Annotated in this window: 12 protein-coding genes; 8 read left to right on the plus strand and 4 right to left on the minus strand. The window is 72.5% G+C overall.

All coding sequences use genetic code 11. From position 1 onward, the window contains the following. Positions 1–56: 56 nt before the first annotated feature. Complete coding sequence (locus tag ACIHIX_RS13120; protein WP_399954051.1) at positions 57–1,457, plus strand: cytochrome; 1,401 nt, start codon at positions 57–59, stop codon at positions 1,455–1,457. A gap of 7 nt (positions 1,458–1,464) precedes the next feature. Here ACIHIX_RS13120 and ACIHIX_RS13125 read toward each other — a convergent pair whose 3' ends face one another. From ACIHIX_RS13125 to ACIHIX_RS13140, 4 genes are read right to left on the minus strand one after another with little or no spacing between them, the layout of a single operon-like run. Beyond that, positions 1,465–2,163, minus strand: a complete 699-nt coding sequence (locus ACIHIX_RS13125) for a response regulator (protein ID WP_399954054.1) — start codon at positions 2,161–2,163, stop codon at positions 1,465–1,467. A 46-nt stretch (positions 2,164–2,209) separates the two neighbouring features. After that, positions 2,210–4,219, minus strand: coding sequence for an FtsX-like permease family protein (locus tag ACIHIX_RS13130; RefSeq protein WP_399954057.1), 2,010 nt, complete (start codon positions 4,217–4,219; stop codon positions 2,210–2,212). Positions 4,220–4,230: 11 nt separating this feature from the next. Continuing rightward, positions 4,231–4,917, minus strand: coding sequence for an ABC transporter ATP-binding protein (locus tag ACIHIX_RS13135; protein WP_399954060.1), 687 nt, complete (start codon positions 4,915–4,917; stop codon positions 4,231–4,233). A gap of 5 nt (positions 4,918–4,922) precedes the next feature. Further along, on the minus strand, positions 4,923–5,294 hold the full coding sequence (locus ACIHIX_RS13140) for a DUF4333 domain-containing protein (protein WP_399954062.1): 372 nt from the start codon (positions 5,292–5,294) through the stop codon (positions 4,923–4,925). Between the two features lie 188 nt (positions 5,295–5,482). Between ACIHIX_RS13140 and ACIHIX_RS13145 the strand changes: the two genes are divergently transcribed. The 7 genes from ACIHIX_RS13145 to ACIHIX_RS13175 are packed head-to-tail and all read left to right on the plus strand — an operon-like array spanning position 5,483 to position 12,377. Further along, complete coding sequence (locus ACIHIX_RS13145) at positions 5,483–6,112, plus strand: helix-turn-helix domain-containing protein (protein WP_399954065.1); 630 nt, start codon at positions 5,483–5,485, stop codon at positions 6,110–6,112. Between the two features lie 45 nt (positions 6,113–6,157). Next, complete coding sequence (locus tag ACIHIX_RS13150) at positions 6,158–7,495, plus strand: M24 family metallopeptidase (RefSeq protein WP_399954068.1); 1,338 nt, start codon at positions 6,158–6,160, stop codon at positions 7,493–7,495. Next, positions 7,482–8,459: a thiamine pyrophosphate-dependent dehydrogenase E1 component subunit alpha gene (locus ACIHIX_RS13155; protein ID WP_399954070.1), complete on the plus strand. Its 978-nt coding sequence runs from the start codon at positions 7,482–7,484 to the stop codon at positions 8,457–8,459. The genes ACIHIX_RS13150 and ACIHIX_RS13155 overlap by 14 nt, the downstream gene beginning before the upstream one ends. Next, complete coding sequence (locus ACIHIX_RS13160; protein WP_399954073.1) at positions 8,447–9,427, plus strand: alpha-ketoacid dehydrogenase subunit beta; 981 nt, start codon at positions 8,447–8,449, stop codon at positions 9,425–9,427. The genes ACIHIX_RS13155 and ACIHIX_RS13160 overlap by 13 nt, the downstream gene beginning before the upstream one ends. Before the next feature lie 22 nt (positions 9,428–9,449). Continuing rightward, entirely contained in the window at positions 9,450–10,793 is a 1,344-nt protein-coding gene (locus ACIHIX_RS13165; RefSeq protein WP_399954076.1) for an amidohydrolase family protein, read from the plus strand. Between the two features lie 28 nt (positions 10,794–10,821). After that, positions 10,822–11,691 carry a cupin domain-containing protein gene (locus ACIHIX_RS13170; protein WP_399954078.1) on the plus strand — a complete coding sequence of 290 codons (870 nt, stop codon included), beginning with the start codon at positions 10,822–10,824 and terminating at the stop codon, positions 11,689–11,691. Further along, entirely contained in the window at positions 11,688–12,377 is a 690-nt protein-coding gene (locus tag ACIHIX_RS13175) for an SDR family oxidoreductase (protein WP_399954081.1), read from the plus strand. Before ACIHIX_RS13170 ends, ACIHIX_RS13175 begins: the two co-directional genes overlap by 4 nt. Positions 12,378–12,442 lie beyond the last annotated feature (65 nt).

The raw sequence follows: 12,442 nt of genomic DNA on the forward strand, positions 1-12,442 counted from the left end.
CAGGTAGGGTCCCGTCCGGTTCGGTACGGGCGGGTGTCGAAGGGGGCGGCAGCACCATGGGAATGCACGTGGTCGAGGAGACGGAGCCGGTGCCGGACGGCACCAGGCTGGAAGAGCTCGCCCCGGAGCCGCTGCTGACCCGGGACTACGAGACCCGCCCCGCGCTCGTCTACGAGCGGCTGCGCGAGCGGCACGGCCCGGTCGCGCCGGTCGACCTGCTGGGCGTGCCCGCCTGGCTCGTCCTCGGCTATCGCGAATCGCTCCAGGTGCTCCAGGACGACGCCGCCTGGCCCAAGGGGCTGGAGAACTGGCGGGCCCGGACGGAGGGCCGGGTGCCGGCGGACTGGCCGCTCGGCCCCTCCCTGGAGGTCAACCACGTCCTCATCCAGGGCGGCGACGGCTACCGCCGCCTGCGCGCCGCCTGGGACGTCGCCCTACGGCCCTTCCAGGACCCGCGCAATCCGCAGGCCAAGCGGCTCAAGGCGGCCGTCACGGGCTACGCCGACGAGCTGATCAGTCTGCTCGGACAGGGCGGCCGCACCGGCCTCGCCGATCTGTCGGCGCAGTTCTCCCGGCCGTTGCCGCTGATGGCGGCCAGCCATCTCCTCGGCTTCCCCGGCTCCCAGGGCGACGACGCCCTGATGGACATGTGGCGGGTCCTCGACGCCGGACCGGACGCCGAACCCGCCCTGGCCCGGCTGCTGGTGACACTCGGTGAACTCGCCGCCGCCAAGATCGAGAAGCCGGGCGACGACTTCCCCTCCCACCTGGTCGCCGCCCACCCGGACCTGACGGTCGACGAGCTGGCCCGGGAGCTGTTCATGCTGCTCGGCATGGTCTCCGATCACGTCGGCATCCTCATCTCCAACACCGTCGTCGAGGTGATCTGCGGGGACAGCGAGGGAGGTGTGCGCACCACGCTGTCCGCCGGGATGGTCCGGGAGACCATGAACCGGGTGGTCATGCGCAAGCCGCCGCTGGTCAACTTCGTGCCGAGATTCGCCGCCGCGGACACCCCGCTCGGCGCCTACACGATCCGGGCCGGCGATCCGGTGTGGGTCTCCGCCGCCGCCGCCCACGCCGACCCGCTCTTCGCCGGGCAGATGGCGCCGGGCTCGTCCACCATCAGCAGCCGGGCCCATCTGTCCTGGGGTGCGGGGCCCCGCCAGTGCCCGGCCCGGGAGCTGGCCTCGACGATCGCCTCGGCGGGCGTCAGCCGGCTCTTCGAACGGTTCGGGCACCTGGAACTCGCCCTCCCCGTCGACCAACTGCCGTGGCGCTCCTCGCCGTTCATGCGCGGGCTGCGCTCGCTCCCGGTGCGCTACGAGCTGACCGGGCCCCTGGTCGAGGTCGCGCCCGTGCCCGAAGAGGTCGTAGCGGACGCGCCGGATCAGACCGTCAAGCGGCGGTCGTCACTGTGGCGGTACCTCACAGGCCTGATCCGCTCCGCTGATTGACGGTCCGTCAAACTTCCGGCCGCGCATGCCCGTTCTGCCAGGCCCACGCGGCGATCTCCACCCGGTTCCGTGCCGCCAGCTTCAGCTGGACGCTGGACAGATGCGTCTTGACCGTCGACAGGGAGACATACAGCTCGGCGGCGATCTCGGCGTTGGTGCGGCCGAGAGCGACCAGCCGGACCACGTCCAGCTCGCGCTCCGTCAGGGACCCGGTGACCGGGGCGGGGTGGGCCGCGGCGGCCTTCTCCGGTGCCCCGGTGAGGTGCTTCAGCAGCCGGACGGTGACCGAGGGGGAGACCAGCGAATCGCCGGCCGCGGCGGCCCTGACCGCCTCCGCGAGCAGAGTGGGCCCGGAGTCCTTGAGCAGGAACCCGCAGGCACCGCCGCGCAGCGCCCCGTACACGTACTCGTCGAGGTCGAAGGTGGTGACCACGACGACCCGCATCGGGTCCGCGACCTCCGGCCCGGCCAGCAGCCGGGTGGCCGCCAGACCGTCCAGCTTCGGCATCCGGATGTCCAGCAGGCACACGTCCGGCCGCACCTCGCGGGCCAGCGCCACCGCCTCCTCACCGTCCGCGGCCTCGGCGACCACCGTGATGTCGGGCTGCGCGTCCAGGAAGAAGCGGAATCCGGTGCGGACCATGTCCTGGTCGTCGGCGATGAGGACCCGGATCGGCGCGGCTCCGGGCGGGGTGGGGCTCGTCATGGCCCGATCATCGCTCATCGGTCGTCCCGGAAGGCTCGCTCACCCCTCAGTCCGGTGCCTGGGCCGGGTCCGCGGTGACCTTCCGCAGCAGCGGACGGCTGCCGCTGATCGCCGCGAACATGGCCAGGGCTCCGACCAGCACGCACACGCCCAGTTCGAGCACGCCGGAGACGTCGAGCGAGGCTCCCAAGGCCTTGTTGAACTTGTACGAGCCGTACACGCCGGTCGCGAGGGTGCCACCGGCCAGCACGACCAGGGGCAGCACCGTCTCGCGCACCCGGGCCCGGTCCAGCACCCTCAGCGGGGTGCCCGCCAGCCGCAGCAGACCGTAGACGCGCCGCCGGTCCAGGACGTTCGCCGCCGCCGTGAGCCCCGCGGAGGCGGTCGCCACCACGAAGCTCAGCGCCAGGGTCGCGGTGCTCACGTCGGCGATGCGCGCGACGATGCTGCGGTCGGCCGCGGTCGCGTACTCCTGTGTGTAGGGCGGATGGCCCGAACCGACGGACGAGAGGGCGGTGACGGCGGTGTCCAGCCGCGCCGGTCCGCCCGCGACCCGGGCGACGATGCCCGGGCTGCCGCCCAGCAGACTGTCGTAGTCGTCCGCCGGTACGACGCTGATCCGGGCCTCGACGTGTGCGCGGTCCAGCAGCGTGCGGGCCTCGGCCGCCGCGTGGCGGGCGTCGGTGGCGTTCGCGGTGATCACGGCGACCTGGTCGCGGTACTGCGAGCCGTCCGTGCCCAGCATGCTCACGGAGAAGAACCCGGCGGCGAACCCGGCCAGCACCAGTCCGCTGACCGTGCGCCAGGCGCCGCGCGGGTCGTCGCTGAGGCGGCGTGCGGCGAGCAGGGTCGCCGGGCGGCGGGCGAAGCGGGCCGCGATCCGCCCCAGCCGGTCCACGACCCATGGCCCGACCAGCCAGAAGGTGCCGTAGAACATCAGCAGCAGCACGACGTAGTCGCGGCCCTTCAGATCGCCGCCGCCGGTGGTCCGCATGATGTAGGCGAGCGCCGCGAGGAACAGCACCAGCCGGATCGTCCTGGTCCGGCGCGGATTCGCCTGCTGGGCGACGCCGAGGGGCGAGCCGGCCACCTGGCGCAATGTCGACACCGCGCTGACGGTGATGAGCCCGGTGACCGCGAGGACGACCGCGGCCAGCCGGGGCAGGCCCACCCAGAGCTGTTCCGGGTACCAGGTGCCGATGCCGTACGGCACCTCGGCCAGCGCCGGCAGCGCCGCCACGTAGGCGACGGCGCCGGTCAGGGCGCCGGCCGCGCCCACCGCCGACGCCTCCAGCGCCGTCATCCCGAGGATCTGCCGGGGTGTCGCACCCGCAAGGCGCAGCGCGGCGAGACGCTGCTCGCGCCGGGCCGCCCCGAGCCGCCCGGCGGCGGAGGACAGCACGACCACCGGCATCGCCAGCAGCACCACACCGAGCAGCGCCGCCCCCTGGTCGCCGTACGTGAACAGGCTCTGCCGCGTACCGGAGAACCCTGACACGACGGCCCGCGCGGCCTGGTCCTGGTCGAAGTAGCTCGCGCCGGTCGCCGCCGTCTCGGACAGTGCGGGGTCGGACGGTGCCCGGCCCACCACGGCGACGAGTTCGTCGGGGGAGGCGAGACCGGCCTCGCCGAGCGTGCCGTAGGACGCCACCGTCGGGAGACGGTCGGCCAGTTGGCCTGCGGGAAGCTTGCGCAGCAGTTCCGCCAGGGCGGGGGAGACGTCCACCTCCCCCTGCTTCGGGAACATGTCGAGACCGGGCGGGGCCGGGGTCGGGGCGCGGCCGGGCAGCTGGGCGAGGGAGACGACGGTGAGGGGCTCGCCGCGGACGTAGGTGGTGGCGAGGGCCTGGACGGCGGTGCCGTTGCGCGCGGGCTCGGGGGTGCGCCAGGCGGTGCGGTCTGCTCGGACGTCGGCGCCGACGGTCGCGGCGATCATCACCAGCATCACGAACGCGCCGACGGCGGCGGCACCGGCCGCGAGGAGCTGGCTCTGCAGGCCGCGGCGGCCGGACGCCCGGGTGAGGTGCCAGGTCAGGGGCAGGACGGGGGAACGCACGTCAGGGCTCCTCAGGCGACCGTGAACTGGGTGTGGTGGCTGATCCGGCCGTCGCGGACCTGGAGAACCCGGTCGCAGTGGGCGGCCACGTCGGCGTCATGGGTGACCATGACGAGCGCGGCGCCCTGCTCGCGGGTGACCGAGGTCAGCAGACGGACGACCTCGGTGCTCGTCGCCTGGTCGAGGGCGCCGGTCGGTTCGTCGGCGAAGACGACGTCCGGCTCGGCGGCGAGGGCCCGGGCGATCGCCACGCGTTGGGCCTGTCCGCCGGACAGCTGGCCCGGGCGGCGGTGTTCGAGGCCGTCCAGAGCGAGCGGGGCGAACCAGCGCCGGGCCCGCTCCACCGCCCGCCGGCGCGGGACGCCCTCCAGCATCAGCGGCAGCGCCACGTTCTCCTCGGCGGGCAGCTCGGGCAGCAGCTGGCCGAACTGGAACACGAACCCGAACCGCGTGCGGCGCAGGGCGCTGAGCTTCTCCTCGCTCAGCTTGTCGATGCCCGCCCCGCGCAGCAGCACCGTGCCGCTGTCGGGGCGCACGATCCCGGCCAGGGTGTGCAGCAGCGTCGACTTGCCGGACCCGGACGGGCCCATGATCGCCAGCGAGTCGCGTTCGCCGACCGAGACGTCCACGCCGTCGAGGGCGACGGCGGCGCCGTACTTCTTCACCAGGCCGAGACCGGCCAGAACGGTGTTCGTCATGTCGGTCAGCGCTCGAACTTCCAGGTGACGGAGGACGCGGTGGCCTTGACCACCGTGACGGGGATGTCGACGGTCGAGCCGTCGCCCTTCTTGCCGGTGCAGGTGAGGGAGGCCCCGGCGACGGCCTTCAGACCGCTGGGGCAGGTGACGTCGTGGATCTTGTCCCCGACCCAGGGCAGTGGGTGGTACCTGCTCTGGGTGCGGCCCGCGACGATGGTGCTGCTGAGGGCCTTGTGGCCGTCCACGGTCGCGGTGCTGTCCGCGTCGAGGCGGCTCGTCGACTCGGTGCCGGAGAGCAGATGGGTACCGAGACCGCCGAGGGCGAGGGTGGCGGCAGCGCCGCCGACGACTCCGACCAGGAACTTGTTGCGCCGCATGGTGAACTCCTGCTGAGGACCGGCTGGGAAGGTGGCTCCACCCTCGCCCGCGGACCCCCGCGCGCACCTCGGCCGGATGGCCATGACCGGCGTGCCCCGCTCTCCTCCCTTCGGCCGATCTCTGGCGCGAGGGCCCGTGGCGGCTGTTCAATGACACTGCACATGACCGTCCGTGAGAGGAGCCGCCCGTGGCCCCTGCCGACGTGCCGCCCATCGGCGCGCGCATCCGGCGGGCGCGTCAGGAGCGCGGCGTGAGCCTGCGCGCCCTGGCCCGCGAGGTCGGTGTCTCCGCGAGCCTGGTCTCCCAGATCGAGACCGGCAAGAGCCAGCCGTCGGTGAGCACGCTGTACGCCATCACGACCGTCCTGGGCATCTCGGTCGAGTCGCTCTTCGAGCAGCGGGAGCCGGTCGCCGCGACCGGCGGCGCCGCCGCGGTGACGCACGCCCTGGCCGCGTTCGCCGCCGATCCCGCCCGTCGCATCGGTCCGTTGGTCACGGGCGGGGAACGCGAGGTGCTGGAACTCGACTCGGGCGTCGTGTGGGAACGGCTCGGCCATGTCCCGGGCGCGGATGTGGACTTCCTGCTGGTCACCTACCGGCCGGGCGGCTCCTCCTCCACCTCCGGCGGCCTGATGCGGCACGCGGGCACCGAGTACGGCTATCTGATCTCCGGCGAGCTGGTCCTCACTCTCGGTTTCGACACGTACACACTGCGTCCCGGCGGTGCGGTCTGCTTCGAGTCGACGACCCCGCACCGCTACTGCAACGATGGAGAGGAACCAGCCGTCGGGGTGTGGTTCGTGTTCAGTGACACTTGACACTCGCCGCGTGCAGTCGTTCACTCCGCAGTGGGGGTGGTCGCCATGGCGATCCGCACATTCGGACCCAACGCCGTCGACTGGGAAGAGCGCGTCGACCTCGACCGGCTGCGCGGGCAGCGGCTGGCCCGGCTCCACGAGACCCTGAACCGCTCCTCGCTCGGCGCGGTGCTCAGCTTCGACTTCGCCAACATCCGCTACATGACCGCCACGCACATCGGCACCTGGGCGATGGACAAGCTGATCCGCTTCGCCCTGCTGGTGCGCGGCGGCGACCCGGTCGTCTGGGACTTCGGCTCGGCGGCCCGCCACCACCAACTCCACAACCCCTGGCTGGACTACAGCGACGGCAAGGAAGGCCCGCCCACCGGCGCCCGCGCCGGCATCTCCACCCTGCGCGGCGCCTTCCACCCCGACGCCGGGATCGCGGAGGACGTGGCCGCGAAGATCGCCGCCGAACTGCGCGAACACGGCCTCGCCGGTGAGCCGTTGGGTGTCGACGTGGCCGAGCTGCCGGTCCTGGCCGCCCTGCGGGCCGAGGGCATCGACGTCGTCGACGGCCAGCAGGTCTTCCTGGAGGCCCGCCGCACCAAGACCCGCGACGAGATCTCCCTGCTCACCCAGGCCTGCGCGATGGTCGACGCGGCCTACGAGGAGCTGTACGGCCATCTGCGTCCCGGTGTGCGCGAGAACGAGTGCGTCGGACTGGTCAGCAAGGTCCTCTACGACCTCGGCAGCGAGTACGTCGAAGGCGTCAACGCCATCTCCGGGGAACGCTGTTCACCCCATCCGCACGTCTACAGCGACCGCCTGATCCGCCCCGGCGACCCCGCCTTCTTCGACATCCTCCACAGCCACCTCGGCTACCGCACCTGCTACTACCGCACGTTCGCCGTCGGCAGCGCCTCCGGCGCCCAGCGCGACGCCTACGTCCGCTGCCGGGAGTACATGGACCAGGCCATCGCCCTCGTCCGGCCCGGCGCCACCACCGCCGACATCGTCCAAGTGTGGCCCCGTGCGGAGGAGTTCGGCTTCGCCGACGAGACGGCCGCCTTCGCCCTCCAGTACGGCCACGGGGTGGGCCTGTCCATCTGGGAGAAGCCCATCTTCAGCCGACTGGTCTCCCTCGACCATCCCGAAGTCCTGGAAGAGGGCATGGTGTTCGCCCTGGAGACCTACTGGCCCGCCGCCGACGGCTGGTCCGCGGCCCGCATCGAGGAGGAGCTGGTCGTCACCGCGGACGGCTGCGAGGTCATCACCAAGTTCCCGGCCGAGGAACTCCTCGTCGCCGGCCGCAAGTACTGGACGGTGGGCGGCGAGCTGAACACCCGCCGGGAGTCGCAGTCCCACCTCAACACGGGGACCGCCGATGGACACCGGTGAACTCCTGGCGATGTACGAGCGGATGGCCCTCATCCGCCGCACCGAGAAGGCCGCCCACGACCTGTTCCTCCAGGGCCTCGTCAAGGGCACCACCCACCTCGCCGCCGGCCACGAGGCGATCGCCGTCGGCGCGAGCGCCGCCCTGCGCGCCGACGACTACGTCTTCGCCACCTACCGGGGCCACCACCACGCGCTGGCCCGCGGCGCCACCCCGGAGGAGTGCCTGGCCGAACTCATGAGCAGGGCAACGGGGCTGTGCGGCGCCAAGGGCGGCTCCATGCACCTCACCAAGGCGGCCACCGGCATGCTCGGCTCCTACGCCATCGTCGGCGCCCACCTCCCGATGGCGGCCGGTGCCGCGTGGTCGGCCCGGCTGCGCGGCACCGGTCAGATCGCGGTCGCCTTCTTCGGGGACGGCGCGACCAACATCGGCGCCTTCCACGAGGCGTTGAACCTGGCCGCCGTATGGAAGCTGCCGGTGCTGTTCGTCTGCGAGAACAACCTCTACATGGAGTACACGCCGATCGCCGACGTCACCGCGGTGGCCCGCCCGGCGGCCGACCGGGCGCCCGCGTACGGCATCCCGGGCGAGAGCGTCGACGGCAACGACGTCGTGGCCGTGCGGGAGAGCGTGGCCCGGCTCGCGGAGCGGGCCCGGGCAGGAGACGGGCCCGCTCTGCTGGAGGCCGCCACCTACCGGCACTTCGGGCACAGCAGATCCGACCCGGCGACCTACCGCCCGGCCGAGGAGGTCGAACGCTGGCTGAAGCACGACCCGTTGGACCTCGCGCGCGGCCGGCTGACCGAGCTGGGCGTGTCCGAGGAGACGGTCACCGCGGCCGACGAGCGCGCACAGGAGGTCGTACGGCAGGCGGTCGACGCGGCGCGGAACGCGCCCGCGCCCGATCCGCGCGAGGCGCTGACCGACGTGTGGGCGGACGGAGGTGCCGCATGGCGGACGTGATCACCTACCGGGCGGCCGTCGCCGAGGGCATCGCGCGCGAGATGCGCAGGGACCCGGCCGTGGTCTGTCTCGGGGAGGACATCGGTGCGGCGGGCGGCGTGTTCAAGACGACCGCCGGGCTGTTCGAGGAGTTCGGGCCGGAGCGGGTGTGGGACACGCCGATCTCCGAACAGGCCATCGTGGGCGCGGCGATGGGCGCCGCGATGACCGGGATGCGGCCCGTCGCGGAGATCATGTTCTCGGACTTCTTGGCCTGTTGTTGGGACTACGTCGCCAACGAGATACCCAAGGTGCGTTACATGACGGGTGGCCAGGTCACCGTGCCCCTCGTCGTGCGCACCGCCAACGGCGGCGGGCTCGGTTTCGGCGCCCAGCACTCGCAGGCCACGGAGAACTGGGCGCTGACCGTTCCGGGGCTGAAGATCGCCGCGCCCGCCACGCCCGCCGACGTGATCGGCATGATGGCGGCGGCGATCCGCAGCGACGACCCGGTGGTGTTCTTCGAGCACAAGGGGCTGTTGGCGGCGAAGGGTTCGCCTCCGCCGCCGGACCATGTGGTCGAGCTGGGCCGGGCATCCGTCGTGCGCGAGGGCGCCGACGTCACCCTGGTGGCCCTCGCCGCGATGCTCCCGCTGGCCCTGCGGGCCGCCGCGCTGCTCGCCGAGGAGGGCGTCGAGGCCGAGGTCGTCGACCTGCGCTGTCTGGTGCCGCTGGACATGAGCACCGTCCTCGCCTCGCTCGCCCGGACCTCGCGGCTCGTCACCGTCGAGGAGAACCCGTATCAGGGCGGCTGGGGCGCCACGCTCGTCTCGGTCGTCGCCGACGAGGGGTTCGGCCTGCTGGACGCGCCCGTGCGCCGGGTGGCGGGGGAGTGCGTGCCGCTGCCGTTCGCCGACGCGCTGGAGGAGCGGGTCATCCCCACCGTCGACAAGGTCGTGGCGGCCGTCCGCGACCTCACCGCGTACTGAACACCCCGAAGGAGGCAGGACGATGACGGTTCGGACACTCCTGCGCGCAGGTCAGGTGATCTCCATGGACCCCGACATAGGGGACCTGCCCCAGGGAGACGTCCTCATCGAGGACGGGACGATCGCTGCCGTCGGGCCGGAGATCAGCGCGGACGCCGAGGTCCTCGACATGCGCGGGCACATCGTGATCCCCGGCTTCGTCGACACCCACCGGCACACCTGGGAGGCGTCCATCCGCGGGGTCGCCCCCGACGCCACCCTCGACGACTACTTCGTGGACATCCTCGACACCTTCGCCCCGCTCTACACCCCTCAGGACGTGTACGCGGCCAACCTCGCCGGCGCCCTGGAGTGCCTCAACGCCGGTATCACCACGCTCGTCGACTGGTCCCACATCAACAACACGCCCGCCCACCCCGACGCCGCGCTCCAGGCCCTCACCGAGTCGGGGATCCGGGCGCAGTACGCGTACGGCAGCGCCAACACCTCCCTGGCCGACTACTGGTTCGAGAGCAAGATCGCGATACCGGGCGACGACGTACGCCGTGTCCGCACCGAGTACTTCCCCTCCGACACCGGACTGCTCACCCTGGCCCTCGCCACCCGAGGCCCCGGTTTCTGCGTGAACGACGTCGTCACCGCCGAGTGGGCCCTCGCCCGCGAGCTGGGCATCCCGATCACCCTGCACGTCGCCATGGGCCGCCTCGCCGGCCGCTACGGCATGGTGAGGCAACTCCACGACCTGGGACTCCTCGGCCCGGACACGACCTACATCCACTGCTGCTACCTCAGCGAGGAGGAGTGGCGGATGGTCGCCGACAGCGGCGGTACGGTGTCCATCGCGCCGCAGGTCGAGACACAGATGGGGCATGGCTGGCCGCCGCTGATGAAGGCGATCGAGCACGGACTGCGCCCCTCGCTCAGCATCGACGTCGTCACCACCGTCCCCGGCGACATGTTCACCCAGATCCGCGCGGCCTTCGCCGCCGAGCGCGCCCGGCTCAACGCGGACTGCTGGCAGGCCAACATGCCCGTGCCCGAGACCATGTTGACCGCACGTCAGATGCTGGAGATCGCCACGCTCAACGGCGCCCATGTGGCGGGCCTGGAGGACCGGACCGGCTCGCTGACCCCGGGCAAGCGCGCCGATGTCGTCGCCCTCGACGCCACCGCCCTGAACGTCGCGCCCGTGCACGACGCCGCTGCCGCCGTCACCCTGTCCGCCGACGTCTCCAACGTGGACACCGTCATCGTCGACGGCGTGATCCGCAAGCGGGACGGCAGGCTGACGGCCGACGTGGCCCGCGCCCGGCGCCTCGTCGAGGAGTCCCGCGACCGGCTCCTGGCGGCGAAGGCGGCACGATGAGCGCGCACCTCGCGGGGAAGGCGGCCCGATGACCGCGCACCTGGTCCGTCGTGCCGCCGACGTCCCGGCACCCGAGTACGACGAACACGGCCACCGACGCCGCGAGTTGGTCGGCGAGGCGGACGGGAGCACGCACACCGGCTTCGGTGTCTGCGAGATGCGGCCGGACGGCAGGGTCGGCGCCCATGTCCACTCCTACGAGGAGTGCTTCCACATCCTCGACGGGGCCGTGATCCTCGACGTGCCCGAGGGGTCGTACCTCCTCGAAGAAGGCGACTACGGCCTGCTGGCGACAGGCGTCCCGCACGCCTGGCGCGGCGTCGGTGACACCGGCGCGCGCTGGGCGGACATGCTCGCGCCGGTGCCGCGCGCCCGCTACGGGTACGACACCTGGCCCGTGCCCGACCTGCCCGCCCGCGACCCCGTCCGCATCGACGTCCGCGACCCCCGCACCCGCTCGTTCGGCCACTTCGAGCCCGCGCAGATGGACCCCGGCAAACAGTCCCAGGACCTGCTCGCGGTGTCGGCGAGCATGCGGACCGCGCTGCTCGTCTACAGCGGGATCACGGTCAAGATGATGGTCGACGCCGACCTGGGCGCGGTCGCCTCGACCATGTTCATGGTCCAGTACACCGTCGACGGCGTCGCGGGCACGCATGACCACCCCTTCGAGGAAACGTACTTGATCCTCGAAGGGGTGGTGGAGGCGACCTTCGACGACGCCCGCTACCACCTCGGGCCCGGCGATCTCGCCTGGGCGGGCGCCGGTTGTGTGCACGGCTTCACCAACGCCGGTGCCGGGCCGGTGCGTTGGCTGGAGACCCAGGCGCCGCAGCCGCCGTCCCGGCACTCCTACCGCTTCACCCGGGACTGGGACTGTCTGAGGGGCGTGCGATGAACCGTGTCGTGGTCGTCGGCGGCACCTCCGGCATCGGCCGGGAGTTCGCCCGGATGCGCGCCGGACGCGGCGACGAGGTGCTGATCACCGGGCGCGACGCCCACCGCACCGACACCGCCGCCAAGGAGATCGGCGCCCGCGGCCTCGCCCTGGACCTCTCCCGCCCCCGCGGGATCGGCGCCGCGCTGGCCGGCGCGGGGCGCGTCGACCATCTGGTGCTGGCCGGTGTCTCCCGAGACGACAACCGGGTGGCCGCCTACGACATCGACGCCGCCGTCCACCTCGTCACGCTCAAGCTCGTCGGCTACACCGAGACCGTCCACGCCCTGCGGCCCGGTCTGCACGAGGACAGCGCGATCGTGCTCTTCGGCGGGCAGGCCAAGGAGCGGCCGTACCCGGGTGCGACGACCGTGGCGACCGTCAACGCGGGGGTGACCGGCCTGGTGCACACCCTTGCCGTCGAGCTGGCGCCCGTGCGTGTCAACGCGATCCATCCGGGGGTGGTCGGGGACAGCCCCTACTGGCGGGACAAGCCGGCGGAGGTGCTGGCGGGGCTGCGTTCGCGCACCCCGACCGGGCGGCTCGCCGCGGTGGCGGACGTGGTGGACGCCGTGGACTTCCTGCTGCGCAACCGGTCCGTCAACGCGGTGGGGCTGGCCGTGGACGGGGGATGGCTGCTGGGCTGAGGGGCACTCCGATCGGGCGGGGCCGACAGGGCCAGGCCCCGGCTGTCGAGGAGAGAGGGAGCGCC

This window comes from Streptomyces sp. NPDC051913 (assembly GCF_044593635.1).
In the GTDB taxonomy this organism is placed as follows: domain Bacteria; phylum Actinomycetota; class Actinomycetes; order Streptomycetales; family Streptomycetaceae; genus Streptomyces.